The sequence below is a fragment of the Nocardiopsis sp. NPDC058631 genome, from assembly GCF_042716955.1.
In the GTDB taxonomy this organism is placed as follows: Bacteria; Actinomycetota; Actinomycetes; order Streptosporangiales; family Streptosporangiaceae; genus Nocardiopsis.
In genome coordinates this window covers 1-25,359 of sequence record NZ_JBHXQY010000035.1, presented here as the reverse complement: position 1 = coordinate 25,359, position 25,359 = coordinate 1, and the positions used below count along the sequence as shown (strand labels likewise).

Annotated in this window: 22 protein-coding genes; 11 read left to right on the top strand and 11 right to left on the bottom strand. The window is 70.5% G+C overall.

The features are described from left to right. Positions 1-134: 134 nt before the first annotated feature. The 3 genes from ACFWTE_RS13955 to ccmA all read right to left on the bottom strand — a co-directional run bounded on the left by ACFWTE_RS13955 (position 135) and on the right by ccmA (position 3,419). Positions 135-1,064 (bottom strand): ribonuclease Z, encoded by a 930-nt coding sequence (locus ACFWTE_RS13955; protein WP_378779739.1) that lies wholly within the window; start codon positions 1,062-1,064, stop codon positions 135-137. Between the two features lie 271 nt (positions 1,065-1,335). Next, positions 1,336-2,805 carry a DUF6297 family protein gene (locus ACFWTE_RS13950; RefSeq protein ID WP_378779738.1) on the bottom strand — a complete coding sequence of 490 codons (1,470 nt, stop codon included), beginning with the start codon at positions 2,803-2,805 and terminating at the stop codon, positions 1,336-1,338. Further along, positions 2,802-3,419 carry a heme ABC exporter ATP-binding protein CcmA gene (ccmA, locus tag ACFWTE_RS13945; protein ID WP_378779737.1) on the bottom strand — a complete coding sequence of 206 codons (618 nt, stop codon included), beginning with the start codon at positions 3,417-3,419 and terminating at the stop codon, positions 2,802-2,804. Before ccmA ends, ACFWTE_RS13950 begins: the two co-directional genes overlap by 4 nt. Before the next feature lie 343 nt (positions 3,420-3,762). Here ccmA and ACFWTE_RS13940 point away from each other — a divergent pair, with 343 nt between their 5' ends. The 3 genes from ACFWTE_RS13940 (at position 3,763) to ACFWTE_RS13930 (ending at position 5,913) form a co-directional block, all read left to right on the top strand. Further along, entirely contained in the window at positions 3,763-4,092 is a 330-nt protein-coding gene (locus ACFWTE_RS13940) for a PadR family transcriptional regulator (RefSeq protein WP_378779736.1), read from the top strand. A 2-nt stretch (positions 4,093-4,094) separates the two neighbouring features. Beyond that, positions 4,095-4,466 carry a DUF1048 domain-containing protein gene (locus ACFWTE_RS13935; protein ID WP_378779735.1) on the top strand — a complete coding sequence of 124 codons (372 nt, stop codon included), beginning with the start codon at positions 4,095-4,097 and terminating at the stop codon, positions 4,464-4,466. 214 nt (positions 4,467-4,680) lie between these two features. Next, positions 4,681-5,913, top strand: coding sequence for a serine hydrolase domain-containing protein (locus ACFWTE_RS13930; RefSeq protein WP_378779734.1), 1,233 nt, complete (start codon positions 4,681-4,683; stop codon positions 5,911-5,913). A 133-nt stretch (positions 5,914-6,046) separates the two neighbouring features. Here ACFWTE_RS13930 and ACFWTE_RS13925 read toward each other — a convergent pair whose 3' ends face one another. Further along, positions 6,047-9,331, bottom strand: coding sequence for a BTAD domain-containing putative transcriptional regulator (locus ACFWTE_RS13925; protein ID WP_378779733.1), 3,285 nt, complete (start codon positions 9,329-9,331; stop codon positions 6,047-6,049). 131 nt (positions 9,332-9,462) lie between these two features. Here ACFWTE_RS13925 and ACFWTE_RS13920 point away from each other — a divergent pair, with 131 nt between their 5' ends. After that, positions 9,463-10,341 (top strand): alpha/beta fold hydrolase, encoded by an 879-nt coding sequence (locus tag ACFWTE_RS13920; protein WP_378779732.1) that lies wholly within the window; start codon positions 9,463-9,465, stop codon positions 10,339-10,341. A 250-nt stretch (positions 10,342-10,591) separates the two neighbouring features. On the opposite strand, the gene ACFWTE_RS13915 is transcribed toward ACFWTE_RS13920, so the two are convergent. The 4 genes from ACFWTE_RS13915 to ACFWTE_RS13900 all read right to left on the bottom strand — a co-directional run bounded on the left by ACFWTE_RS13915 (position 10,592) and on the right by ACFWTE_RS13900 (position 15,489). Then, complete coding sequence (locus ACFWTE_RS13915) at positions 10,592-11,569, bottom strand: CPBP family intramembrane glutamic endopeptidase (RefSeq protein ID WP_378779731.1); 978 nt, start codon at positions 11,567-11,569, stop codon at positions 10,592-10,594. A 487-nt stretch (positions 11,570-12,056) separates the two neighbouring features. Further along, positions 12,057-13,028, bottom strand: coding sequence for a CPBP family intramembrane glutamic endopeptidase (locus tag ACFWTE_RS13910; RefSeq protein ID WP_378779730.1), 972 nt, complete (start codon positions 13,026-13,028; stop codon positions 12,057-12,059). Between the two features lie 53 nt (positions 13,029-13,081). Next, the gene (locus tag ACFWTE_RS13905) at positions 13,082-13,690 is read right to left on the bottom strand and encodes a DUF3887 domain-containing protein (RefSeq protein WP_378779728.1); all 609 of its coding nucleotides are present in this window, start codon (positions 13,688-13,690) and stop codon (positions 13,082-13,084) included. 896 nt (positions 13,691-14,586) lie between these two features. Then, positions 14,587-15,489, bottom strand: a complete 903-nt coding sequence (locus ACFWTE_RS13900) for an alcohol dehydrogenase catalytic domain-containing protein (protein WP_378779727.1) — start codon at positions 15,487-15,489, stop codon at positions 14,587-14,589. 98 nt (positions 15,490-15,587) lie between these two features. Between ACFWTE_RS13900 and ACFWTE_RS13895 the strand changes: the two genes are divergently transcribed. Continuing rightward, positions 15,588-16,079, top strand: a complete 492-nt coding sequence (locus ACFWTE_RS13895; protein ID WP_378779726.1) for a MarR family winged helix-turn-helix transcriptional regulator — start codon at positions 15,588-15,590, stop codon at positions 16,077-16,079. Between the two features lie 207 nt (positions 16,080-16,286). Here ACFWTE_RS13895 and ACFWTE_RS13890 read toward each other — a convergent pair whose 3' ends face one another. Further along, positions 16,287-17,159, bottom strand: a complete 873-nt coding sequence (locus ACFWTE_RS13890) for a ketopantoate reductase family protein (protein WP_378779725.1) — start codon at positions 17,157-17,159, stop codon at positions 16,287-16,289. A gap of 70 nt (positions 17,160-17,229) precedes the next feature. Here ACFWTE_RS13890 and ACFWTE_RS13885 point away from each other — a divergent pair, with 70 nt between their 5' ends. Next, a complete protein-coding gene (locus ACFWTE_RS13885) occupies positions 17,230-17,859 on the top strand; it encodes a TetR/AcrR family transcriptional regulator (protein ID WP_378779724.1) in 630 nt (209 codons plus the stop codon). A gap of 461 nt (positions 17,860-18,320) precedes the next feature. On the opposite strand, the gene ACFWTE_RS13880 is transcribed toward ACFWTE_RS13885, so the two are convergent. Further along, the gene (locus ACFWTE_RS13880; RefSeq protein WP_378779723.1) at positions 18,321-18,803 is read right to left on the bottom strand and encodes an Rrf2 family transcriptional regulator; all 483 of its coding nucleotides are present in this window, start codon (positions 18,801-18,803) and stop codon (positions 18,321-18,323) included. Positions 18,804-18,871: 68 nt separating this feature from the next. On the opposite strand from ACFWTE_RS13880, the gene ACFWTE_RS13875 reads away from it, so the two are divergent. From ACFWTE_RS13875 to ACFWTE_RS13865, 3 genes are read left to right on the top strand one after another with little or no spacing between them, the layout of a single operon-like run. Further along, entirely contained in the window at positions 18,872-19,612 is a 741-nt protein-coding gene (locus ACFWTE_RS13875) for an SDR family NAD(P)-dependent oxidoreductase (protein ID WP_378779777.1), read from the top strand. A 33-nt stretch (positions 19,613-19,645) separates the two neighbouring features. Further along, entirely contained in the window at positions 19,646-20,179 is a 534-nt protein-coding gene (locus ACFWTE_RS13870) for a GyrI-like domain-containing protein (RefSeq protein WP_378779722.1), read from the top strand. A gap of 33 nt (positions 20,180-20,212) precedes the next feature. Further along, the gene (locus ACFWTE_RS13865) at positions 20,213-21,133 is read left to right on the top strand and encodes an alpha/beta fold hydrolase (protein WP_378779721.1); all 921 of its coding nucleotides are present in this window, start codon (positions 20,213-20,215) and stop codon (positions 21,131-21,133) included. Positions 21,134-22,145: 1,012 nt separating this feature from the next. Here ACFWTE_RS13865 and ACFWTE_RS13860 read toward each other — a convergent pair. Further along, a complete protein-coding gene (locus ACFWTE_RS13860; RefSeq protein WP_378779720.1) occupies positions 22,146-22,799 on the bottom strand; it encodes a TetR/AcrR family transcriptional regulator in 654 nt (217 codons plus the stop codon). Between the two features lie 149 nt (positions 22,800-22,948). Here ACFWTE_RS13860 and ACFWTE_RS13855 point away from each other — a divergent pair, with 149 nt between their 5' ends. Together ACFWTE_RS13855 and ACFWTE_RS13850 are read left to right on the top strand one after the other, a co-directional pair. Next, positions 22,949-23,707, top strand: coding sequence for an SDR family NAD(P)-dependent oxidoreductase (locus ACFWTE_RS13855; protein WP_378779719.1), 759 nt, complete (start codon positions 22,949-22,951; stop codon positions 23,705-23,707). A 97-nt stretch (positions 23,708-23,804) separates the two neighbouring features. Next, complete coding sequence (locus tag ACFWTE_RS13850) at positions 23,805-24,764, top strand: Tn3 family transposase (protein ID WP_378779717.1); 960 nt, start codon at positions 23,805-23,807, stop codon at positions 24,762-24,764. The last annotated feature ends 595 nt before the right edge of the window (positions 24,765-25,359 follow it).

Genomic DNA, 25,359 nt, shown 5'->3' with positions numbered 1-25,359 from the left:
CGCTGCGCCGACCACGCTTGGACAGCCAGACCCGGGCTGACCTGCGCTACTCGTCTTGCGAGAGATTGCCTGGAGGCCGCTCGCGGCGATCGGCGCAAGCGCCGAATCAACCGAAAGCATCCACGGAACACGCCCTAGGAGTCGCGGGCCGGGACGGGGATGCGCTCCAGGTCCTGGGCCAGGACGATGTGACCGTCGAACTCCGCGCGGGCCTGGGCGGCGAAGCGCGGGTCGTCGTCCTGCTCGTAGCGTTCGGAGATGTGGGTCAGCACCAGGGTGCGCGCCCCTGCCTGGGCGGCGATCCGCCCGGCCTGTGTCGCGGTCAGGTGCCCGTAGGAGGCGGCCAGCGCCTCCTCCGAGTCCAGGTAGGTGGACTCGATCACCAGCATGTCCGCGCCGCGTGCCAGTTCCAGGGCCCCCTCGCACACGGCGGTGTCCATGACGAACGCGAACACCTGGCCGCGGCGCGGTCGGGCGCACTGGGCCAGTTCGACCCGGCGCCCGTCCTCGGTCGTGACCGCCCCCTCGCGTTGCAGGCGTCCCACCAGGGGGCCCTGTACCCCGTGGGCGGCCAGCTTCTCGGGGTCCATCCGCCACCCGTCCGGTTCGGCGAGCCGGTACCCGTAGGCGGTGACCGAGTGGTGCAGCGGCAGCGCGGTGAGGGTCAGGTCCTGCTCCCCCAGCAGGCAGGCGCCCAGGCCGCCGACCGGTTGGGGCTGGATGACGTCGGTGTCGCGGAAGGGTGTGGCGTTGCGCAGTCTGCGCCAGTACTCCTCGTCCTGGGCGGGGTAGGCCACGCGCACGGTGTGGGGTACCTGGTCCCGGGCGATGCGCTGGATGGTGCCGGGCAGGCCCAGGCTGTGGTCGCCGTGGAAGTGGGTGAGGCAGATGCGGGTGATGTCGGTGGCGGCGAGCCCGGCCAGGCGCATCTGGCGCTGGGTGCCCTCGCCGGGGTCGAACAGGATGCCGTGGCGGTCCCAGCGCAGGAAGTAGCCGTTGTGGTTGCGGCGGCGGGTGGGTACGGCGCTGGAGGTTCCCAGGACGAGGAGTTCGCGTACGGACATGACAGGGATGGTGCCACACGGGGTCGGGGAGGATCAGCGCAGGAGGTGGCAGTGGGCCGGTGGCGGGCGTTGTCGCTCGGGTCCTGGTGTGTGTCGGGCCCGTTCGCGCTAGGTCGTGTTTTTTGGATCCTTCCGGGCTCGCGTCCACCAGGCTTCCTCTCGCCGCGCCTCTGCGCTCGTGAAGCACAACCAGGCTGAACTTCGCACATCGTCTTGCGAGAGATCGCCTGGACGGCCGCTCGCCGACCCGAAAACCTCCAAAAAACACTCCCTAGGTGCGCCTGGGGGCGGCGCAGTAGGTTGCCAGTACCGCGGTGCCCCAGACCGCCTGCGCTGCGAGGAGTGGGCCGCTCACCCCGGTGGTGAAGGCCAGGAGCGCGGGCAGGCAGCCGAGCAGGGCGATGTCGGCGCCGGTCAGGGCCCACACCAGCGGGCCCAGGGGCACCGGGCCCAGGGGTGTGTCCATGACGGGCATCGTGTGCTCGATGGGGCGGCGGTGTGCCAGGCGCAGCGCGCCCGCCGCCAGCGCCGGCGCGCACAGCACTCCGAGCGGCCAGAGGAGAGCGCCGGGGCCCGCCAGGTCCAGCCCGCCCAGTGCCAGGGCCAGCCAGGAGCCGCCCAGCAGGGCGGGCAGCACCGACCGGGCGGCCAGGAGTGCGCGCGGACCGGTGCCCAGCAGCCGTGCCAGGGCAGCGTCCCCGGCGTCGCGGCGCGCCCCTGCGGTGCCCGTCGCGGCGACCGCCAACGCCCCCGCGGCGAGCACGATCAGTGTGCCCGGTGCGCCGCCGCCCGCCCGAGCGGTCAGCACGGGCACGACGGTGGCCGCCGCCACCAGTGCGAGGCGTCCGGGCCGTCGTGCCAGGGACCGCCAGTCCAGCCAGGCCACCGCCGCCGCTCCGCGCAGCCGCGACGGCCACGCGCGCGAGCGCAGTACGCGCGATCGCCAGTGCGCGTCCTCGGCGATCAGGGTCAGCGAGCCCGGATCCATGCCCAGGAGTGCGCCCGCCGCAACTCCCACCCGGGTCGAGGCCTGCAGAACCGCGCGGGCCGGGATGCGGGCCAGGGCCGCCCAGGCCCGCCAGGCCAGGGCGGCGGCCGCTGTGGCCGATACGGACGCCGCCGTCGTCCACGTCGCCGCGGGGGCCGAGGCGATACCGGAGAGTGCCCCCTGGCCGGGTCCCGTGCTCATGGCGGCCACGGCCACCACCACCAGGGCGGCGAGCAGTGCGAGGAGGCGGTCGCCCCAGGGCTGGGAGGCCTGTGCCAGTACGGTCGCCGCCGTCCCGCCCAGTGTCCAGGACATGCCCAGCACCACGCAGGCGAGCAGGCGGATGGTCGGGGCGTCGGTGGCACCGAGCGCGCTCACCAGTGCCAGGCCGAGGATCGCGCCGGTCACGGCGCCGACCACGGCCAGGAGCAGCAGGGTGTGGGCCAGCACGCCAGGGCGCGGCAGGGGGGAGAGCACCAGCCACGCCGCGTCCGCCGGTGAGACCCCCACCGGTCCCACCACACGGGCGAGGTTGAGTGAGGCTGCCAGGATCAGTGCGATGAGGGCCAGGCCGGCGCCCGCGCGCGCGGGGTCGACGTCGTCGGGTACGGCTTGCACCGTGCGTGTGATCATCGGGAGGGCCACCACCACCAGCAGGCCCAGGGCGAACAGGGTGATGTAGCGGTCGGACCAGGTGCGGTGGCTGCGGGCCCGGGCCCGCACGAACGCCCGGATCTGCGAGGTCTGGTTCACGCGGCGGCCTGTAGGCGGACGTGGCGGGTGTTCTGGGCGAACCGGGGGTCGTGCGTGACCATCACCACGGTGCCGCCGTTCGCGGCGTATTCGGTGAGCAGCTTCGCGAGCCGTTCCCGGAAGGCGGTGTCGAGTCCGCGTTCGGGTTCGTCCAGCAGCAGCAGTCGGCTCGGTCTCAGGAGTGCCATGGCCAGGGAGAGGCGCTGGCGCTGGCCGGTGGACAGGGAGGTGGGGGCCCGGTCGGCGCAGCCGGGCAGCTCGAACAGGTGCAGGGCCGCCCCGGCCTCCAGCCGTCCGTGACCGTGCACCGCCCGCATCAGTTCCAGGTGCTCTCTGACGGTCAGCCCCGGGTACCAGGTGGGTTCGTCACCGACCAGGGCGATATCGCGCCAAAAATCCGGTTCGTCGGCGGGTGGGCGGCCCAGCACGCTGATGTTGCCGGTGGCCTGTTGCAGTCCCGCCAGGCAGCGCAGCAGGGTTGTCTTTCCGACACCGTTGGCGCCGAGTACCGCGACCACCTCGCCGGGGGTGACCGTGAGGTCGACTCCGCTCAGTACCGGGGCGCCGCCCAGCTGCACACCCACGTCGCGGGCCACGATGATCGGTTCGGTCATCGGCCCAGACTAGGTCCCGGGTCCGCTGCGCCCGGTCGGGCCCTTCCGTTGGGGGGCCGGGGCCCGCGAGGGGGCGGATCTGGCGGAGGCCGGTGATCGAGGAGCCGTTGTTCCCTCTACCCGCGTCTGATGGTCCCGTGGTGCATGAGTAGAGCGCGCAGGTAAGCCACTGGGTGCGGAAGGGCCTGTCCAGCGGTCCCTTTCTCCGCTGGTACGTGCCACGGCCAGCCACACGATCGAGCCCGCCCCGCATCGGTGCTATTTAGTGTTGCTATGTACCAGTAGTCAGTGTTACTTTGTACTGGTAGTCAGCGACACCGAGTACAGGAAGGGGGGTTGTTCCGTGAGCAAGCAGATGACGGAGATGCTCAAGGGAACGCTGGAGGGCATCGTTTTGGCGGTCCTGTCCGACCGGCCCGCCTACGGCTACGAGATCACGGCGCGGCTGAGGGAGCAGGGCTTCTCCGACATCGTCGAGGGCACCGTCTACGCACTGCTGGTCAGGGTCGAAAAGCGCGGCTTCGTCGATGTGGAGAAGGTCCCCTCCGACAAGGGGCCGCCGCGCAAGGTCTACTCCCTCAACACCCAGGGACGGCACCACCTCGAAGAGTTCTGGAGGGCCTGGAGCTTCCTCGCAGAACGGCTCGAACAGCTCCGAGAAGGAAGCAGGTAGGCATGTCCGATATCGAAAAGGGCGGCTTCATCGCCAAGGTGATCGGCCCCAAGAAGCGCTGGCGGGAGTACAAGGCGCGCGTGAGGCAGCTTCCGCCGAACTACCGTACGGCGGTTGATGCGATCGAGCGGTACCTGATGCACTTCGTGCCGACCGACAGCGACAGCAACGCGTCGATGTTCGAAGATCTCGCCGATCTGTTCGAACAGGCTGCGGCGGACGAAACCCCGATCCGCGCAGTTGTCGGGGAGGACCCGGTCGGGTTCGTCGAGGTGTTCGTCCAGAACTACGCGGAAGGTGGCTACGCCCCCAGCCGTGAGCGCAAGCGGCTGATCGCCGCCATCGCGTGCGCCGAGGAAGAGACGGCCCGATGAACGCGCGCACGTGCTCGCCACGTGTTCCCAAGGCCTGAACCCGAGCAGCACGTCCACAGAAGAACGCCGACACCGTGGCGCAGGCCCCGACGTCGGCCCGCGCGGTTGCTGTCGGCCGCGCAGAGCCCCCCGTCCTGGCACGTCGCTCATCACGCCACGAGCGCCGTACCGGGGCAGGTCCACCAGATCGAACACCTACGCAGAAGGATCCATGATGGGACACAGCAACAACGGCTTCTCCGCAAGAGGGCTGCGCAGATTGCACGACGTGCTGGAGCGGCACGTGGAGTCCGGCAAGATCCCCGGTCTCGTCGCCCTGGTCGGCCGGGGCGACGAGACGCACGTCGAAGCGATCGGGACGATGCGCCAGGAGGGTGGCGCGCCGATGCGCCGGAACACGATCTTTCGCATGGCTTCGACGTCCAAGCCGCTCGCGGTCGCGCCGGCGATGATCCTGCTGGACGAGTGTCGGCTGCGGCTGGACGACCCGGTCGATGAGTGGCTGCCCGAACTCGCCGACCGGCAGGTGCTCAAGCGGCCCGACGGCCCACTGGAGGACACCGAGCCGGCACGGCGGCCGATCACCGTTCGGGACCTGCTGACCTCCACCTTCGGGCTCGGCCTGGACATGACGGTGGCGGGCTCCCCGATGATGAACGCGTTCTTCGAACGTGGGGTGTACGGCCAGGAATGGTTGTTGCCGGAACCGGAGCCCGATGAGTGGATGCGCCGCCTGGGCACGCTCCCGCTGATGTACCAGCCCGGAGAGCGGTGGCAGTACAACGTCAGCAGCGACGTGCTCGGCGTGCTCGTCGCCAGGGTCACGGGCCAGCCGTTCGAGACGTTCCTGCGCGAGCGCGTCCTCGACCCCCTGGGCATGAAGGACACAGGTTTCCACGTGCCCGCCGACAAGATCGACCGGCTGCCGCCCCTGTACGCCCCCGACCCGCAGACCGGAGAGTTCCTCGTGGAGGACGAGGCGATAGGGGGACACCACAGCCGGCCTCCGAAGTTCCCCTCGTGCGGCGGCGGCCTGGACTCGACCGTCGACGACTACCATGCCTACTTCCGGATGCTCCTGAACAAGGGGATGCACGGCAGCGAACGGATCCTGTCCCGGGCCGCCGTCGAACTGATGACCACCAACCGCCTCACGCACGAGCAGACAGGCGCCCGACAGGCCTGGGCCCGCGACGTCGTCCATGTGGCGCACGGCCAGGGGCAGCAGGGCGGCTGGGGTTTTGGGATGGCGGTGCGCACCTACCGCGGCGACCACGCGCCCATCGGCCAGTTCGGCTGGGACGGCGGAGCCGGCACCTCCACCTACGCAGACCCTGACAACCAGCTCGTCGGCCTGCTGCTCACCCAGACCGGGATGTCCACCCCGGATTCGATGCGGGCCATCCACGACTTCTGGACCACCCTCTACCAGGCGATCGACGACTGACAACGAACCGAGCCGTTGTGGCCCTGTCCCCCGAGAACCCAGAGACCCGCTGACCCATGGGACGCGCGTGCGGCTGAACCTCCTCGACCGCGCGGCCGGGGTGGCCTCCCGTGTTCTTCGTGCAGGGGAGTGGTCAGTTCAGGGTGTCCAGGGCGCGGCGTGCGGCGTGCGCCCAGTGCGGTGCCTGCGCCCGGTGGGCGACCTCCAGGGCCCGCCGGTAGTGGTCGCCGGCCCGGTCGGGGTCGCCGAGGGCGCCGGCGAGGTCGCCGAGTTGGTGGGCGACCGGCCCCAGGGTGAGCAGGCCGCTGCCCGCACCGGCGAGTTCTGCGGCGGCGGGCAGCAGGAGGCGGTGGGCGTGCCTCATCGCCTCCTGGTCGCCGCGGGCGATGGCGGCTCGGGCGCCCAGGCAGGTCAGGGCTTCGTTGAGGAGGCCGGGCGGGGCCTGGGGCGGGGGTGCGGCACGGTCGGGGTCGGTGAGCGCGCGGATCCACGGGGTGTAGGGGCCGGGGGTGGCGGTCGGGGGCGGGGGTTGGCCGTGTTGGAGGTGAAGGCACACCAGCGCCAGGTCCAGCAGTCCCTCCTCCATGCCGGGCATGCCGCCGCCCGCCAGGCGTACGCTCGCGGTGCGGTAGGCGGTCTCGGCCTCTCGGGCGTTGCCGCTCACGCCCAGGCGCAGTGCCGTGTACCAGTGGGTGAACACGCCCACCAGTGGGATCTGGTGGCGGGTGCCCAACCGGTCGGCGGCCTGCATGTGGGTGTGGGCGCTGGTCGGCTCGGCCAGGGCGGAGTGGGCCTGGACGAGGATGAGGTGGCCCAGGACCTCGAAGGCGACCAGGGCGTGCTCGGTGGCCAGCGCGACCAGTTCGGTACCGATGCGTCTGCGTTGCGGTGCCTGGCCGGTGTGGGAGAAGGACTGCATGAAGCGGGCGTTCAGTGCCAGGGCCAGTAGTGGGGGGTCGCCGAGGTGGCGGGCGATCTGTTCGGCCTGGTGTGCGGCGTCGGCGCCGCGCACGGTGGGGGTTCCGCGCAGTTCCAGGGCCAGGGTGGCCAGGAGGCGGGCGCGGGTGGCGTCGCGGTCGGGGGGCAGTGCGGCCAGGGTGCGTTCGCCGGCCCCGACGATGTGCGCGGACAGGTGCGGGTCGTCGTTGCGGGGCCACACGGCGGGTACGTCGAAGGCGGTGATGACGCGGGCGGTCAGGTCGGGGTCGCCGAGTTCCTCGGCTGCGGCGACGGCGCGGCCGCGGTGGTGGCGGGCCGATTCCAGGCGGCCGGTGAGGGCCAGGGCCCGGACCAGGCCCGTGAGGGCGTCCAGGTGGGTGCGGACGTCGCCGTTGCCTGAGCGGTCGTGGGCGGTGAGGGCGTCCTGCCACAGGCGGGCGGCCTCGTGGGGGGCGAAGCGTTGTTCGGCCTGGAGGGCGGCGGCGCGGGCGTGGTGTGCGGCGCGGGCGGCGGTGGCGGGGGTGTGCGCTCGGGCGTAGTGGTGGGCGAGGGCGGCGTCGGTGCCGGGCCGGTCCGAGTGCAGGGTGGTGATGGCCTGGGCGGCTGCGGTGTGCCATCGGGCCCTGCGCGGTCGGGAGAGGGAGTCGTAGAGGGTGTCGCGTACCAGGACGTGGGCGAAGCGGAGCGGCGGTGTGTCCTGTTGGGTGAGGAATCCGGCGTCCAGGGCGTTGTCCAGGGCGTCCAGGTGGGTGTCCTCGTCCGGTGCCAGGGCGGCCAGGACGTCGGGGTCCACGTCGCGGCCGATCACGCTGGCCTGTTGCAGTAGTTGGCGGGTGGGTGGGGGCAGGGAGGCCAGACGGTGGCGGATGACGTCGCGTACGCCGGCGGGGACGGTGTCCAGGGCGGTGTCGGGGTCGGCGCCGATGAGGCGGGCGAGTTCGCGGGCGAAGAAGGGGTTGCCGCCGCTGCGCCGGTGGATGGCGCGCAGGGTGGGTGGGTCGAGGTCGTGGTCCAGGAGGGCGCGTACGAGTTCGCCGGTGGTGTCCTCGGGGAGTCCGCCGAGGTAGATCCGTGCGGGTTCGTGGGGGGCCAGGCGGGCCAGGGCGGCGGCCAGGGGTGGGGAGATTTCGCCGGTGCGGTGGGTGCCGATGAGCAGGAGTGGGCCGGGGATCTGTTCGGCGACCAGGGCGGTGAGTAGTTCCAGGGTTTCCTCTCCGGCGCGGTGCAGGTCGTCCAGGACCAGCAGGAGGGGGCCCTGGTGTGTGGTGCGGGCCAGGAGCGCGGTGGTGGTGCGCAGGGTGTCGAAGCGGGCGGTGGCGGGGTCGGCCCCGGTGGGCGGGGGGTCGGTGGTGGGCGGGGGGTCGGTGGTGTGCGTGTGGTCCTTGCCGGTCAGGGCGGTGGTGATCTGTGTCCAGGGCCAGGCGGGCGGTGCGCCTTCGTGTTCGGGGTTGCGCCCCCAGGCGCTACGCCATCCGCGTTGGGTCAGGCGGCGGGTGAATGTCTGGGCCAGGGCGGTCTTGCCGGCTCCGGCGTCGCCGGAGACCAGGACCAGTGCGGTGGTGGCGTGTGCGGTGGCGGTGGTGGCGGCCTCTTCGAGCAGGTCCAGTTCGTGGGAGCGGCCCACGAAGGGGTGGGCGGGGCGGGGTGTTGCCGGACGGTGCGGTGCGGGGGCGGCCTGGTCGGTGATGGGGGGAGCCAGGTGGGGTGCGTGGGCGAGGATGTCGGTTTCGAGGCGGCGCAGGTCGGGGCCGGGGTCCACGCCGAGTTCGTCGGCGAGGGTGCGGCGGGCGCGGCGCAGGGCGTGCAGTGCCTCGCCCTGGCGGCCGCAGCGGTACAGGGCCAGGGCGAGCAGGTGCCAGGCGTTCTCGCGCAGGGGGTGGGCGCCGGTGTGGGTGTGCAGGTCGGCTGTGGCCTCCTGCGGGCGGCCCAGGTCCAGGAGTGCGCGGGCGCGGTGTTCGACCGCCATGAGCTGCAGGCCCTCCAGCCGGTCGGCTTCCTCGCGCGCCCACGGGTAGGTGGTGAACTCGGCGTAGGCGGGGCCGCGCCAGAGCGCGAGTGCCTGGTCCAGTTCGGACAGGGCCGGCCCGGGGGTGCCGGTCTTGAGCAGGGTCCCGGCGCGGGTGAGGGCGGCCTCGAACCGCCAGGCGTCCACGGTGTCGGGGCCTGTACGCAGGGTGTAGCCGGGTGGGGTGGTCACGAGCAGGCGGGCGGGGCTGCGGGGTGGCCGGTCCGGTTCCAGGGAGCGGCGCAGTGCGAAGACGAAGGTGCGGATCGCGGCGACGGAGCCCTCGCGGGGGTGTGGCCACAGGTCCTGTACGAGCAGGTCCACGGGGACGGCTCGGCCCCGGGCGGTCAGCAGTCTTGCCAGGACGGCCCGGTGGCGGGGGCCGGGCAGGGGGAGCGGTGCGCCGTCGAGGGTGGCTTCCAGCGTGCCCAGGACACGCAGGGTCACAGCCCTGTCCTGTTGTTCCCCCGTCATGTCACCCACGGTATCGGGTGGTCGGTGGTGGCTTGTGGTGGCGCTCAGTGGGCGCTCATCACACGCTCATCGGCGCACGGCAGATTCGTGGAGGGGGACAGCCCCGACGAACCGACCCGGTGGAGGTAACCGTGGAACCGAGAATCAGCGGATTCGACTACCAGCGCGTGCCCGTGGCCGAGGGGGTGTCGCTCAACGCCGCCGTCGGCGGCTCGGGCAGCCCCCTGGTGCTGTTGCACGGGTTCCCGCAGACGCACCTGATGTGGCGCCACGTGGCGGCGGACCTGGCCGCCGACCACACCGTCATCTGCCCGGACCTGCGCGGCTACGGTGACAGCGACAAGCCCGCCGACACCGACGGGCGGGCCTACGCCAAGCGGACCATGGCCGCGGACGTGGTCGCGCTGGCCGCGGCCCTGGGCCATGACCGGTTCGCGCTGGCGGGCCACGACCGCGGTGCGCTGGTCGCGATCCGTGCGGGCCTGGACCACCCCGAGGCGGTCACCCACCTGGCATCGCTGGACGTGCTGCCGACCCTGGACATGTGGGACGTGATGCAGGGGGTGTCGGCGGCGGTGGGTTTCCACCTGTACCTGATGGCGCAGCCGCCCGGCGTGCCCGAGGCGCTGATCGGCGCGGAACCGGACGTGTTCTTCGGCCACTTCCTCGACGTGTGGGCACGTGATCCGGAGGCGATTTCGGCCCCGGTGCGTGCCGCCTACCTGCGGGCCAGCCGGGAGGCGGTGCCCTCCATCGTCGCCGACTACCGGGCCTCGGCGGGTGTGGACGTGGCCGATGACGAGGCCGACCGGGCCGCGGGGCGCCGTCTGCGGATGCCCGTCTGCGTGCTCCAGCAGGACTGGGGGGCCGAACTGGGCTTCGACGCCGCCGCGCGGTGGCGGGAGTGGGCGCCAAACCTGCACCACTCCACGGTCTCCTGCGGCCATTTCATGGCGGAGGAGGACCCGGCGGAGGTCGTCAAGGCACTGCGCGCCCTGCTGTCCCGGTAGGGCAGGGGCGGACGGTGCTGTCCTGTTGCGCGGGGCAGGTGTTGCGGGAGCGGTTGCCGGCCCAGGCGGCGAGGGAGGGGGTCCGCGTGGGTTGCGCGGGAGGGGACGGCCATCGCCGCGCGCCTGGGCGCGGGGTGGTGCCCCGGGTGCGGCTGGGCGGCGTGCAGGAGGAAGGGGTGGCGCGGGAACACGTCGCCGCCGGTGGCCAGTGCCTTGGGGCGGCCCTGGTCGGGCGCCCCTGATCGTCCCCTCAGAGCCGCGCGGGGTGCGGGTCCGGGTGTGTCGTCAGGGCAGGTCCCGTCTTGCGTGTGCGCAGCCACACCAGCGCCGCGATCGCGACAACGGCGGCACAGGGGATGAGCAGGGCGGCCGAGTGGGAGCCCGCCGACCGCTCCATCGCGGCGTTCTGGTCGGCGTGCAGGACGGTGAGGAGGAGGAAGGTGAGCGTGTTGTTCAGGGCGTGGATGATGACCGCGATCTCGATACCGCCGGTGCGCCAGGTGATGACGGCCAAGCTGACGGAAAGCGTGAAGCACCAGACGTTCAACCACGGGTCGGACGAGAGGTGCGCGACCATGAACACCAGGCTGGAGACGAGGACACCCACGACCAGCGCCGTACGCGGCCCCCGCCCCCAGCTCCCGGCGACCCGGAACACGAGCCCGCGGAAGCCGTACTCCTCCCCGGCCGACTGCAGGGGCGCCAGCAGGAGGGTGGTGGCGAAGATGGCGAGCAGCGCCGCGTTGGACCAGGCGGCCTGGGTCAGGGGCAGGAAGATCACGCCGACGAGCGAGAGGACCAACCAGACGGGGCCGATGATCAGCAATGCCCGGCCGAACACATCGAACCGGAAACGCGATGTCACCGAGTGCAGCGAGGGGCCGCGCACCCCGTAGAGCCACCGTTGGAGGAGCATGCTCCACGGGATGAGCAGGGCGATCGAGAGCAGGTTGGCGCTGTGGTAGAGCGGCGTGTAGTCGGTACCGCCGAAGGTCGGGTTGGTCCTGCCCATCTGCGCGTCGACGAAGGCGGCTGCCACGGCGACAACGAGGTTGGAGGCGAACAGCCCGGCCACCAGGAGCACGATCGCGAGAATGCCGCGCCCGATACGGCGCTTGTCACCGGCGAGCACCCGGTGGTACTCCACACCCGGCGGGATCTGTGGGGTTGACCGGGCGGCGGGCTGTGCGCGCGGTGGCGGGGAGAAGGTCAGGTGGTCGCTGTTCATGCCTCGAATCTAGGCCGGGGCCGGTGCGGGCCAGAGTGTCGCCGATCATGGGTTTTCTCCGCATTCAGCGCGGGGCGGGCATGACATCTGTCATGCCTGCCGGGCTTTGCGGGGCGAGAACCGGCGTCGTCTCGGGCAGCTGGTGGTGCGTGGTGTGCGACCGCCGGCGCCCGGGGGGCGGTGGGGCGGTGCCACTTCGAGGCGATGGCCTTCTGCTACCTGGCCGAGGAGCTGCGCACCGGTGACATCGCCCCGGTGCGGGTCGCGATCTCCATCAGCAGGGGCCCTGGCCCCAAGACCGGGGGGCCAGTCGAGAGCGCCGTGGCCTGGAGGCCCGCCTTCACCGCGGGCAGGGACCTGCGCGAACGGGCGAGGCGGCCCTCCAGGTCTGCCAGGCCCCCGTGGGCAACTCCGGCCGCGCGGGAGCCTGGTGTTCCACCGTCTGGACCGCTACACCCGCTCTGGGGGGCCGCAGGATCCGATGTGACTACTCACCCGATACTTGTCCCGTCGCCGGGCGCTCAGGGGGGCGCACCTTCTTCGACGGCGGGGCGGAGGGGTGCTTCGCGGGAGCGAACTGTCCCGTGGCGATCAGGACCACGACGAGCGCGAACGGCACGATCCACCCGCTCCAGCCGAGGACCGTCGCCTGCGTGGTGTCGACGTGCTCTCCCGCCGCGGCGAAGAGGAGGTAGGTCCCGCCCGCCCCGTTGAACGCGGCATGCGCCAGGGCTGCGGGCCACACGGATCCCGATCGCAGCCGCAGCCAGCCGAAGACCGTGCCGACCAGGACGCACATGCCGACCATCATGGTCAAGCCGAGCCAGCCCGGCGCATCGGGGTAGTTGTACCCGAGGAGGATGAGCGGGGCGTGCCAAAGGCCCCAGATCACGCCAGAGATCAGCAGGGCCGGGAGTGTACCGAGCGGCATCAGCTTCGGGAGCAGCCACCCTCGCCACCCCAGTTCCTCGCCCAGCGCCGGGATGAGGTTGATGAACGCTGCTGCGGGGAGCGTGGCGAGCTGGATGGCGATGAGCGCGCCGATCGGTATCGGGATTTCGGCCGCTCCCGCGGCGCCGGCTTGCTCGTCGAGGAGCTGCTGGAACGCGGAGAAGTTCGTGAAGTCGGCCGGATAGACCCCCAGTAGCGAGCCGACCGGGAGCGCCACCAGGGCCAGCGCGATGGACACGAAGATTCCCAGCGCCGCGTAGACGAGCAGGCGGCGGACCGGTCTGAGCGGCCACAGTCCGAGCGTCCACGCCTTCTGCTGCGGCCGCTCCACGAAGAACACGACGACGAGGGCGGCGATCGCGGGGGTCGTCATCGTGGCGGTGGCCACGAAGGTGAACCAGGGGCTGGTGAGTCCGTCACCGAACCAGAGCGGGAGTGCGAGGAGCCAGGCGAGCGCGAACGCCAGGGTGGTGAACACGCCGATGGATCGCAGATCGCGTCTGCTCATGCGGGGTCCGCCTCGGGTCGTGGTCGTCTTCGATCCGTCCGAAGATTCGATGGTCACGACGTGTGCCCTTCGAGGATGTGCAGACCGGCGATGGTGCGGTCGTCACGGAACGCGATCCGTGCCGTGTAGTCGCCCGCCTCGAACAAGAGCGGCGTGTTCGTGATCGTCACGTCGCCGGCCCGGGCGACCTCCGGCTCTCCACGCCCCTCGAAAGCTCCCGAGAGGCCGACGAGCTGCGCCCACGCGGCCGCGAGCGCGTCCTCCGACAGGCCATCGCGCATGGCCGGATCGAACTGCTCGGTGACGCGCGTCCATCGCCCGGATGCGAGGTCCTCGATCACCGAGGCGGCCAGTTCGACAACGCGGGGGAGTGGCGTGGTGTTCATGGGTTCTCCTGTTCTGGGGTCGATCGGTTTGCCATAGCGCTGAAACGCCGCTTGCCGGCTCACGCCGAGCGCGTCACCGATGACCTGCCACGTAGCGCCGTTGTGGCGTGCCTGCTGCACGACGGCGCGCACGACGTCATCGGCGGCCGTCTGCATGCTCACGGCGCGCCCGATCGAGTCGGCCCAGTCGTCGTCCTTGGTCAGGACACGTGAGGCCAGGAACGCCTCCGTGCGCGCCTTCAAGGCCCGCAACGCATCTGTCAATTTTTCTTGCACATGTAAAGGATAGCTTTACAAGCGGGCTGTGCGCCAGGAGGGTGCGCGCAACGGTGTGCGACGCCGCCCGACCGGGTTCGTGCGCCCACTGGACCTCTTGAGTCCCTGCAACGGGTCGCTGCGGGGGCTTTCGGCTTTTCCGGCCCGGTTCTTCCGGAGCCGCGGCGAGGGGCGGCGCTCCGCCGTTTTGGCCCGGCGCCGCAGGGAGGGGTCCTGCCCGCGTTCGCGCGGGTGTTTTCGCAGTTCAGAGGCCAGGCCAGTCCCGCACTGAGGCAGGCTCTGCTTTTTCTGTCCGAATCCTGACCCGACGTCTGGTTCCAACCGCCGATAAGCCCCGCTCTCCGCATCGCGTGGAGGGCGGGGCGTCGTCGTGTCCGGGATCAGGCGTGGTCGCCGGGCACCCTGGAGCGCCCACCGGGCTGGGAATACGGTCCTCCGGGACGCTACGCTGATCGGTCGACCGACCCCGGCACGGCACGGCGCGACGCCGTCACCGGGGCATCGGCGACGAGCCGTGTATCGCCTTCGGGGAGGGATCCGGGTTCGGGGAACCGCGCACCCCCCCGCGACCTGATCGGCTACCGGTGCGAGGACGATTTCTACGCGGCGGTGGCCGACTTCGACGGTGACAGGTAGCTCGACCTGAGGTCGCGGATCGGCTCGGCGAGGCTGTGCGGATGCAAAGGGCGCCCTGCCCGAGTCCCCGGGAAGAGCCGGAGGATCCCGCTGTTCGCGGTGTTGGTGTCGGCCCGCTCGGCTGCGGCCCGCAGCAGCAGGTCAGCGAACGATTCGGGGAGACGGGGAAGGTCAGCTCCGTGGGGATGCGCCTGGTGCTGCGTGCCCGGGGAAGGTCCTCAAGGCGCATCGATCGTGGCTCTTCAGGCACGGAGATGTTCTCAGGTCAGAGTGGCCACGATCTTGCCGGCGCCGCTGGCGGCCAGCTCGTGCGCCTGCCGGATGGATGCGAGGGGCAGTACGTGGTCAACGCGAGGGGTGTACAGGCCGCGCCGGCCGAGGTCGGCTGCTTGTTCGAGGAGGGCGGAGTCGTTTTCGGCGTCCACGACGCGAACGCCCAGACGCGCGGCTCCCTCTCTGTCGATGACGGTGACGACACGGGAGGGGTTGCCGACGATGGTCACCAGGTCCGGCAGAGAAGCGGACGGCGCCGCCTGCAGGGCCGCATGGACCCCCTCGGGTGCCAGCGCGGTGACGCGTTCGGCCAGCCCGGGCCCGTAGGTTGTCGCCACGGCTCCGATGTCGGTGAGGTAGTGGTGGTTCGCAGGTCGGGCAGTGCCGATCACCCGTGCTCCGGCGGCCAGCGCGAAGGCGGCTGCAGCACTTCCTACAGCACCTGAAGCACCCTCGATCAGTAGCGTCCGGCCGGTCAGGTCCCCGAGCGCGTTGATCGCCCCTGCCGCAGTGGCGGATGCGAGCCCCGCGGCTGCGGCCTGCTCGATGGACCAACCGGAGGGGACGGCGCTCCAAGCCGTCAGCACCGCGAATTCCGCCGTGGTGTCACTCACGCCCCCGAGACCGAAAACGAGGTCGCCGACACTCGCGTTCGACACCCCCTCTCCGACTTCATCGATGACTCCGACGGCGTCGCGTCCGGGTATCGCAGGCAGCGCGAGAGGAAGCATCTCCTGCAGGACGCCGGCGCGCAGCAGGTAGTCGATGGGGTTCACACTCGCCGCTTGCACTTTGATCCGAACAGAGTCCGCCGCGGCGTGGGGTTCGGTAGCTTCCTCGACGATCAGCACGTCGGGGTCTCCGTATCGATGAAAGCGCGCGGCCCGCATGGGGGTCTCCTGTCTCGTCGTACAAGGAATTTCCTTGCCGTGGAAAGTAAACGTACGCGGGAATGCTTGCTGCGGCAAATTTAGCTAGGATGGGGGCCATGGGTAGTGAGGAGCGACTGTCCGCTCAGCAGGACCGCACGTGGTCCTTGCTCATCGGGGTCATGATGTGGCTGCCGGCCGAGTTGGACGTGTACCTGGAGCGCGTCGCAGGGCTCAGCCATGCGGAGTACCAGGTCTTGCGCTGGCTGTCGCTCAGCGAAGAACGCGAAGTCCATATGACCCGTCTGGCCGCCACCGCCAGCGTCACCCCGTCCCACCTGTCGCGGATCGTGGCCCGGCTCCAGACGAGAGGATGGATCACCCGCAGCAGCGACCCCAGCGACGCCCGCAGGACGCTCGCACGCCTGACCGCCTCGGGTGCCGATGTTGTGGCCGACACGGAGCCGGGCTACGCCGCCGAGGTGCGCAGCCATGTCTTCGGACACCTGACCTCTGCTCAGGCCCAACAACTCGAAGACATCACCGAGGCGGTACTGACCCCGCTACGAGCGGATTGTGTGGGGCTGCTACCTCCGCGCGCATCCCGGTGAGCTCGCCTGTGCTGCCCGGGGCCCTGCGCTTGCTGCTCGATCCGGACGCCGCCGACGACGAGTAACGCTGGTCGGGCCGGTCAGCGGGCGAGGGCGCCGGGAAAGACGCGGGTGTAGCGGGCGGGCTTCGGCGGCCGAGGAGCGCCCGGAACAGACCAGAGCAGCACTCACGTGTGATCCGGCCGAGGAGGCGCAGCCGCCTGTCGCCTACCGGGCCCGCGTACGGGCGTCGAGCTGCTCGGCCAGCCGCGCGAGTTCGGCCGCCTCTGCGGGCGAGGTGTTGCTGAGCCCGCTGTGTATGGCCGTCGAGCTCCTCAGGAAGCGCCCCAGCGCGGCCACGAGCAGGCCTTCCGGCAGGGTGTGCAGCGCGGCGAGCCCGCGGGGCAACGGCGGCGCGGGCAGGGTGGCCAGGCTCCGCCGCATGAGGCGCAGCATGGCGCGGATCGCGTCCGGGTCCTGGGACAGCACCACCGGTCCGCCCGCCGTGTGCACCGCCTGCCCGAGCGGTACCCCGAACGCGGCGTGCGTCATGAGCCAGGCGTCCATCCTCGGCTCGATCCTGGCGTTGACCCCGGCGCTGCGGAACGTCCGCACGATGCGTTCGAGCCGCGGGGTGGTCCGGCCGTCGGGCTCGCCGATCGGCGTCGCGACCCGGCGGGTGAGGAAATTGGGTGCGCGGTAGCGGACCACGTCGCCGTCCATCGTGCCGCCGGCCGTGCCGAAGCCGAGCAGTACCCGCTCGTGGCCGATCACCGCGCCCAGCGGCTCCGGGCCGCCCGCCCAGCTGTGCAGGAACAGCACGTCGCCGTCGAGGCCGGCGAGCGACTCCAGCACCCCGTCCACCTGGTGGGCCCGGACCAGGACCGCGGTCAGGTCGTACCCGCCGTTCGGCTGCTCGACCACCGGAACCGGCACCCGCCGGACGGCCCGGCCGTCCTCCTCTGCGAGCTGCACGCCGTCTCGGCGCAGGGCGGCCAGGCGCCCGCCCCGGGCGAGGAGGGCGACGTCGTGCCCGGCCTCATGCAGGCGGGCGGCGAACACGCTGCCGAGGACCCCGGCACCGTACACGAGTATTTTCATGGCCACCTTTTTCGTACGTTCGTTTAAATCATACGTTCGTTTGAATCGAACGTCTGTAGTGTACGCAGTCATGGCACCACCTGACACCCGCACACAGATCCTCGACGCGGCCGAGCACCTCTTCGCCGAGCGCGGCTACCGCGGCACGTCGGTCCGCGCGATCACCGACCTCGCCGGAGCGAACCTGGCCGCCGTCGGGTACCACTTCGGGTCGAAGGCCGAACTCCTGGCCGCGGTCGCCCGCCGAGTGGTCGAGCCCATCAACGCCGCGCAGTGCGCCGGGCTCGACCGAGTGCTCGCCAGGACTGCGGACCCTGCGGTCGCCGAGCTGGTGGAGGCGTTCGCGGGGCCGCTGTTCGACGAGATGCCGGCCGGCGACGAGGGCGGCGCCCGCAGGTCCCGGCTGATCGTGACGATCCTCAGCGACCCGGCCGAGGAGGTGCGCAGCTGGACCGGTGCGGGCCAGAACACGGTCCGCGAGCGCTACCTGGCCGCCTTCGCGCGCGCACTGCCCGGCCTCTCCCCGGAGGAGCTGCGGTTCCGGATACGGGGTGTCCTCGCCGTGACGGCCGTGGACCGCCTCGAGGTCTACCAGCGGCCCGCCCCGGACTGCCCGTCCCCGGTAGCGGGCGAGGCGGCCCGGCACTGGGCGATCACGTTCCTGGCCGCGGCGATGAGCGCACCACCGACGGGGACCTGACAACTCGGGGCGGACGGGCCGTCGTACCCGCGCTCGGTGCACCAGCCCAGCCACGACAGCACCGCCGCCCGGCGGGCGTTCCACGTGTTGACCGCCGACTCTCCCCACAGCAGTTCCAGGGCACCGCCGACTTCGTCGTCCGCGACCGACGAGAACGGCCGGTCCTCGCCGAGGATGTGCCCTGTGCCTCGTACGAGGTGGAACATCTCGAAGATGTGCACGGTGTCGCCCGGCCTCGGCCGGCTGCTTGTTCGAGGAGGGCGGAGTCGTTTTCGGCGTCCACGACGCGAACGCCCAGACGCGCGGCTCCCTCTCTGTCGATGACGGTGACGACACGGGAGGGGTTGCCGACGATGGTCACCAGGTCCGGCAGAGAAGCGGACGGCGCCGCCTGCAGGGCCGCATGGACCCCCTCGGGTGCCAGCGCGGTGACCGCTCTGCGGTCCGGGCGAGACTGGCTTTCATCTCTGGCTGATGCCGCCTTGCAGCCCCTGGGACTCCCATAGCTCGGGGAAGTCGGCGAGGCTACTGCGCAGAACGTCGCGGATGGTCGTGGATCGCAGCACCTGGCACATCGCCCGGGTCGCCTCGCCGTACACCCCGGTCAGCGCCGACGAGATGCCGTGCCCGACGTAGCACTCGGCGTCCGGGGGCGCAGCGTGCATCCCGAAGAGCGCTTCGGAGCCGGTTGCCCGGTACACGTCGAGCAGGGTGATTTCGCCGGGATCGCAGCTGAGCACCCACCCGCCGCTGCGGCCCCTGACGGACTCGACCAGCCCGGCGTCGCGCAGTTCTCCCAGGCACCGGCGGATGACCACCGGGTTGGTGTTCACGCTCGTCGCGATCCGCTGCGACGTGGCGATCTCCTTGTCCGTTCCCCGTCGGTCGAACGCCATCCACGTCAGCACATGGACGGCAGTCGTCATTCGGGAGTTGGTACTCATGAAGCAAATTGTAACATCACCTGCTACATTAAAACCGAACTGCTCTTCTTACATTTGGAGGCTTGGCCATGGGACAGCTCGACGACAAGACCGCCCTGGTCACGGGTGCCAGCTCCGGTATCGGCCTCGCAATCGCGCAGCGGCTGGCCGAGGAGGGCGCCCAGGTCTACCTGACAGGCCGCCGCAAGGACGTGCTTGACGACGCGGTCGAAAGGGTCGGCGCCTCGGCGACCGGTGTGGTCGCCGACGCGGCGGACACGGCGTCACTCGACGCGCTGTTCCAGGTCATCAGCGAGCGCAGCGGACGGCTCGACGTCGTGGTCGCCAACGCCGGCTTTGGACGCAACACCGCGTTCGCCGAGGTCGACGAGGAGGAGTTCGACTCGACCTTCGCGACCAACGTCAAGGGCACGTTCTTCACCGTGCAGAAGTCCCTCCCATTGCTGGTCGACGGCGCTTCGGTGGTCCTCGTGTCCTCGGTCGCAGGCGTGACCGGGTCCCCGGGTATGAGCGTCTATGCGGCAACCAAGGCCGCGGGCCGCAACCTCGCCCGCTCGTTGGCCGCAGAACTCGCGCCGCGCCGGATCCGGGTCAACGCGCTGCTCCCCGGCCCGACCGACACCCCCGGCATGACCCGGTCGCAGGAAGAGGTCCGCGCTGCCGGTCTGCCGTGGACCATCCGCACCCCGCTGGCCGACCTTGTCCCGGCCGTCGCCGTCGCCGACGCCGCACTGTTCCTGGCCTCCGACCGGAGTACCTACATCACCGGCACCGACCTCACCGCCGACGGCGGCAGTCTCGCCGCCTGAAGCCGACCCGATGATCACAACGGAGACCCGACCATGACCGTCCCCAACCCGCACGCCCCCGACGAGCCCGAGATCACGACCATCGGCGCCGCGACCTTCTTGTCCCTCACGGGGCAGGGCCGCCCCGGCACCGAGCACTTCTACGCCGAGAAGGCCGCTCTCAGCGAGGCGACCGCCAGGCTTGGCCATCCCGGTCCCGTCGAGATCCTCTACTGGTTCGACCCCGAACACGGTGACATCGACATTGCCGGGTTCTACTGGACCGCCCCGCTCGACGCGCTCCGGTACCGGATACTCGTCCGCGTCCCCGACAACACCGTCCTCCCCGCTGACCTCAGGCTCGGTGATCGGATCGGCCTGTTCACCATGACCGAGGGAAAGGTCGTCCAAGTCATGCACCGGGGTCCGTTCGCCAACGAGGACAAGACCCTCGCCCGCCTCGGCGCATTCGCCGACGCGCACGGTCTGCGCCGCAGCGGGCCCCACCACGAGATCCACCTCGACGCCTTCGGTCCGCAGACGCCGCAGACAGGGCTGCGCACGATCCTGCGCGACCCCGTCTCCTGATCACGACCACGCCGACCACGAGGGGGAACGACGATGCCGTCCCTGGCCACTGAGACACCGCTGAGCCTTGACCACGACGCCGCGACCCGAGACGACGACGCGTTCAACGCCACCTTCCGGCACCGCTTCACTACCGTCGACGGTCTACAGATGCACTACGTCATCGGCGGCGACGGGCCACAGCCGATCGTCCTGCTCCACGGATTTCCGCAGAGCTGGTACGAGTACCGCGAGCTGATGCCCGAGCTGCTTCCTGGGCGAACCGTCATCGCCGTCGACCTGCCCGGCCTCGGCGACAGTACCGGCGAACTTCCTGCCCACGACAAGCGCACTCTTGCCCGCTACGTGCACGAGCTGCTCGTCCGCCTCGGTTACGGCACCGGGGTCCAGCTCGTCGCCCACGATTTCGGGGGCGGCCTCGCCTACGCCCTACTCACCCGCTACCGCGACCAGTTCGACGGCCTGCTGCTCATGGACTTCCCCGTCGTCGGCCGGTCGCTGAGTTTCGCGACACTCTCGACGTTCTCGTTTCACTTCGCGTTCTTCCAGCAGGACCCGCTCGCCGAACAGCTCCTGCGCGGGCGCGAGCGCGCATTCTTGGAGTACTTCGCCCTTGCACTGTCGCCTGCCGACCAGCCGATCCCGCCCAACGCCCTCGACGAGTACGTCCGCGTGTACTCACGCCCCGGCGTCCTCGAACATGGCATGCGCTGGTACCGGGCCTGGACCCGCGACGAGCAGCACAACGCCGAGGCGATGACCGAACCGCTCACCGTTCCGGTCCGGATCCTCACCCAGGAACCGCTGCTCGACACCTTCCTCACCGCACTGCGCGATGCCGCACCACATGCCACCGGACGCGGGCTCGCCGGAGTCGGCCACTGGATCCCCGAGGAGTGTGCGACCGAGGTCGTCGCCGAGATCCGGCAGTTCTTCGGCAGTGGAACGCCGTGACGACGAGTGCACGTCCGGCGTGAGCGAGCGCACCCCCGGATCCGGGCCTGGTGCTCCCGAACACCCGGCAACGGGACCCGAATCTGGCGGCAGCCCCCGCGCAACGCGCCGTTGCCGGGAACTTTGCTGTGACCGGGTCGGGGGCGGACAAGTAAGCCGGAAGGGGTAACAGGGGGGCCGAGGCTGGCAGGAGTCGTTGATCGAGGATCCGTATTCTCCGTTGCGCCTTTGTCGTCCCGGCGGCTGCCGATCTTGTCGGTGTCGAGGCGGCCGCGGGCCGTGGTGTCCAGAGGCCCGTAGTCGGCGGTGCGGCCGATCCTCCACAGCCGGTGGTCGGGGACGTCGGTCAGCTGGGGCCGATACTGGCGCAGGGCCTTCACCCGAGCTGAACTCCTGGCCTTCTTCGACCACGCCGACGACCAGGTCCACCGGGTGTGCGGGGCCGGCCGCAAGGGCTGGCTGCCCGCCTTCCGCGACGCTGCCCTGTTCAAGACCTCCTGCGCCTGCGGGCTCCGCCGCCGCGAGGTGCGCATGCTCGACCTGGCCGACTTCGGCCCCAACCCCCACGCCCGCGAGTTCGGCGGCTACGGCGTCTGCTACGTGCGCTGGGGCAAGGCCAGGAAGGGCTCACCACCCAAGCGCCGCAGCGTCTTGACCGTCGGCCCGCGAAAGGGCATCAGCGGGATGGACTGGATCGTGGACGTGCTGGAGCAGTGGGTGGAGGAAGCCCGCCCAGCCTGTACCCACGCCAGCTCCCCGGCGCTGTGGCCCTTCGAGCGCGGCCCACGCATCGGGTTCGCCACTGCGGGCCCCTTCCGTGCGGAGGATCAGATCTTGCCTGTCGTCAAACCCTGTCAGCAATCACCATCGGATCTGATTGGATTCGAGCCGCCGCCAACCCCCGACCTGCACGGGTTCACTGGACGCGTCGGCCGCCTGTCGGCAAACGATCGTTTACCGACAGGCGCCGCTGAGTGGAGGCGTCGCGGATGTCGAGCGTTGCGCGCCGGTGTCAACGTTGCGGCTTCGGGTCAGGCTGGCGGGTCGGGGTGTATCTGGCGAGCATGGTCTTAACGGCCTGTTCGACGGCGTCGTGGATGTCGGAGGCTGCGGGGTTCCAGTCGGTCAGCAGCATGCGGGGCCACAGGACGTAGTTGGCGATCATGCCGAGGAACTGGTTCGCGGCGCTCGCCGCGTCCGGGACATCGGCGTTGCCCGCCTCGTGCTCGGATTCCAAGTAGTGCTGAACGGAGGTGAAGTAGGGCAGTTTGCCGAGCTGGAACTGCATCCGTCCCAGTTCGGGGAAACGAGGCAGTTCGGCGATGACGATCCGGAACAGGGCTGTCATGCCGGGCTGGCCGACCAGGTCGGCATAGCGGTGGCCGATGGTTGTCAGTCCAGAGCGCAGATCTCCGGTCTGTGGCCGCGCGGGAGCGTCGCCGGCGTCACGCTGCCAGGACTCGGTGACGATGGCCTCGAAGAGGGCCGCCTTGGTGGGGAACCGCTTGAACAGGGTGGACTTCGAGACCCCGGCCGCTTCGGCGATCCGGGCTAGTGAGGTGCCGTCGTAGCCACGATCCAAAAACAGTTCTGTGGCTGCGGTGGTGATCGCCTCACGTTTTTGCTGAGCGAGCCTGCGATGGTGCGCGGAGAGTTCTGCTGCCATGCGGACAGTATGCCGCAGAGACGAGGCGAGTCACTTGACTCGCCTCGGTGGTCCCGCCTACGATACGAGAGCAAGGCGAGTCGAGTGACTCGCCTCCTGATCTGTGGCGCCGGGTGAACTCCGGTAGCCGCGCGGTGGAGGAACAGTTCATGACGATCGACAAGATCGCTTTGGTGACCGGTGCGAATCGCGGCCTCGGACGCGGCGCGGCCATCGCTCTGGCCAGACGCGGGGTGCGGGTCTTGGTCACCCACCGCGGTGATGCGGCCGGGGCTGAGAAGACGGTGGAACAGGTGCAGGCGGTGGGTGGGACTGCCGCTGTTCTGCGGCTCGACATCAGCGACGTCTCCTCTTTCGCGTCCTTCACCTGCGAACTGAGCGAGCAGCTGGAGCGCTGGGGTACTTCGCGGCTCGACATCTTGGTCAACAACGCGGGAGTGGGGATCTTCGGACCACTTGAGGACGTCACGACCGACGACTTCGACACGGTGATGGGCACCAACGTCCGGGGCACGTTCTTCCTCATCCAGTCACTTGCGCCGCTGCTGGCCCAGGGTGGTCGCGTCATCAACGTCTCGACGTCACTGACCCGCCACACCAGCCCCGCCACCTCGGTCTACTCCGCCTCGAAGGCCGCCGTCGAAGCCGTGAGCCGCACCCTCGCCGCAGAACTCGGCCCGCGCGGAATCCGGGTCAACTCCATCGCCCCGGGACCGACCGCCACCGATTTCAACGGTGGAGCGATGCGGGACGACGCCGAGATGCGCCAGGTTCTGGCCGGACAGACCGCGCTCGGCCGCGTCGGCGAACCTGAGGAGATCGGCGACGCCATCGCCACGCTGGCCTCCGAGGGCCTGCGCTGGGTCACCGCCCAGCGCGTTGAGGTCTCCGGCGGCGCCCTCCTCTGAGCGACCGGGCGAGGGCCTGTAGAGACACAGGCAGCGACGGCCCCGACTCACTAATGATCACATCGAGCCGCCGGCCCCGGCGAAAGTGCAGCGGCTGGTGGGCCGGGCGGTCACGGACTTCGAGGCCCAGTTCTGCCGCAGCAGGGTGGACCGGATCTCGTACGCGACGCGCTCGCGGCCGGAGGACCTGGTTGTCGGGAACGGTGGCGATACGGGTGAGGGCACGGCCGGTGGGGACTTGGTGGCCGTCAAAGGCGAGATCGAACGGGGCTGGGGCACCATCGACCTCCTGGACATCCTGAAGTACGCCGAGTTCACCTCGGTGGCCACCAGAGAGAACCTGTCCAAGGACGTGCTGCGGCGCTTCACCCGCGGCGGCCCCAAGCACCCCACCTACCAGGCGATCGAAGAGCTGGGGCGCGCGGTGCGCACGGCGTTCGTGTGCGACTACCTCGCGGATGTCGAGATGCGGCGCGAGATCCATGAAGGACTCCAGGTCGTGGAGAACTGGAACTTTGCGAACAAGGACCTCTTCGTCACCCTGGCCGCGGCGACATCGGCCCCGCGTGCCGCGCGCAAAAGCGACAACGTGACCGGGAACTCGCCCGGTGGCACAGCGACGGTCCGCGGGGTCTCTCCGGCCCAGTCGGGGTCCGAGACCGCCAGCTGCCCTGACGTGATCCGCAGCAGGCCGGCGTCAACGGGCTCGACGACAGCCGGCCCATCCGGAGTGACGCACGCGCCCGGACTGAACAGTTGCTCGATTCCGGTGGCGCGCAGCGGTCCCGATCCTTCGTCCACCGACACGTCGCTCAGGACTACGGTCGTGGCGGGCTCGTGGCCCTGCTGGGCGAGGAACGGCGCGAACACCTGCCAGTCGCCGAATTCCGGAACGGGGCAGAGGAAGCTTTCGACGGGCACCGGAAACCGCCGCACGGGGACGCACGACGGGTCGGATGTTCGAGCGTGCAGTGGCTCCGTCGACGCTCCCCTCGGCCCGGCGAACTCGGACCTGACCTCGACCTGCCCGTCGGCCGAGACGGTCGTGGTCTCCTGAACATCCCACTGCCAGGACGAGTGCTCCTGCTCGTTGGAAAACTGCCATCGGGTGTTGTTGCGCCGCAAGTGTGCCACTGAGGTGTGACACATAGGACTGTGGGAGGCCAGCCACCTGGGGTTACCGGCGAAATAGGCCGCCCCAGGTGACGAAACACAGTCGGGTTCGGCGGGCCCCATCGATGATGGGCGCGTTCGCGGCAGCGCCGACGCCCAGGGGCGGGAACGCGGGCACTCCTGCGCGGGAATCCAACCCGGCGGAAGCCACGTTACGGCTGGTCAACGAATTCCATTGGTTGCCCACCAGCGCGAACAGCGCAATACGGGTCTTGAGCTCGTGTGAGTTCTTCAGGTGCGAGTACAGGCTCGCCGGCTTCACGTCGAAACGCCGGGCGAGCGCGGACAGAGTCACCTGGTCGGGCCGGTCCGGGTCCAGCGTCGGGGCCCTGCACCGCGACGGCGGCCTATCCGGAGCCGCGTTGGGATTTAGAACACGTCGCGCAGGGTCTCCAGAAGGCGGGCGATGTTCGCCTCGTCGCGGCGGTAGTAGGTCCACTTGCCCCGCCGAGTGGCGACGACCAGCCCTGCCCGCCGCA

Excerpts from the sequence above, each read along its gene's own strand:
- ACFWTE_RS13930 (WP_378779734.1), top strand. The coding sequence starts at position 4,681 with ATGGGACACAGCAACAACGGCTTCTCCGCAAGAGGGCTGCGCAGATTG.
- ACFWTE_RS13925 (WP_378779733.1), bottom strand. The coding sequence starts at position 9,331 with ATGACGGGGGAACAACAGGACAGGGCTGTGACCCTGCGTGTCCTGGGC.
- ACFWTE_RS13955 (WP_378779739.1), bottom strand. The coding sequence starts at position 1,064 with ATGTCCGTACGCGAACTCCTCGTCCTGGGAACCTCCAGCGCCGTACCC.
- ACFWTE_RS13870 (WP_378779722.1), top strand. The coding sequence starts at position 19,646 with ATGACCGTCCCCAACCCGCACGCCCCCGACGAGCCCGAGATCACGACC.
- ccmA (WP_378779737.1), bottom strand. The coding sequence starts at position 3,419 with ATGACCGAACCGATCATCGTGGCCCGCGACGTGGGTGTGCAGCTGGGC.
- ACFWTE_RS13860 (WP_378779720.1), bottom strand. The coding sequence starts at position 22,799 with ATGGCAGCAGAACTCTCCGCGCACCATCGCAGGCTCGCTCAGCAAAAA.
- ACFWTE_RS13900 (WP_378779727.1), bottom strand. The coding sequence starts at position 15,489 with ATGCGGGCCGCGCGCTTTCATCGATACGGAGACCCCGACGTGCTGATC.
- ACFWTE_RS13910 (WP_378779730.1), bottom strand. The coding sequence starts at position 13,028 with ATGAGCAGACGCGATCTGCGATCCATCGGCGTGTTCACCACCCTGGCG.
- ACFWTE_RS13875 (WP_378779777.1), top strand. The coding sequence starts at position 18,872 with ATGGGACAGCTCGACGACAAGACCGCCCTGGTCACGGGTGCCAGCTCC.
- ACFWTE_RS13895 (WP_378779726.1), top strand. The coding sequence starts at position 15,588 with ATGGGTAGTGAGGAGCGACTGTCCGCTCAGCAGGACCGCACGTGGTCC.
- ACFWTE_RS13890 (WP_378779725.1), bottom strand. The coding sequence starts at position 17,159 with ATGAAAATACTCGTGTACGGTGCCGGGGTCCTCGGCAGCGTGTTCGCC.
- ACFWTE_RS13915 (WP_378779731.1), bottom strand. The coding sequence starts at position 11,569 with ATGAACAGCGACCACCTGACCTTCTCCCCGCCACCGCGCGCACAGCCC.
- ACFWTE_RS13935 (WP_378779735.1), top strand. The coding sequence starts at position 4,095 with ATGTCCGATATCGAAAAGGGCGGCTTCATCGCCAAGGTGATCGGCCCC.
- ACFWTE_RS13855 (WP_378779719.1), top strand. The coding sequence starts at position 22,949 with ATGACGATCGACAAGATCGCTTTGGTGACCGGTGCGAATCGCGGCCTC.
- ACFWTE_RS13865 (WP_378779721.1), top strand. The coding sequence starts at position 20,213 with ATGCCGTCCCTGGCCACTGAGACACCGCTGAGCCTTGACCACGACGCC.
- ACFWTE_RS13885 (WP_378779724.1), top strand. The coding sequence starts at position 17,230 with ATGGCACCACCTGACACCCGCACACAGATCCTCGACGCGGCCGAGCAC.
- ACFWTE_RS13880 (WP_378779723.1), bottom strand. The coding sequence starts at position 18,803 with ATGAGTACCAACTCCCGAATGACGACTGCCGTCCATGTGCTGACGTGG.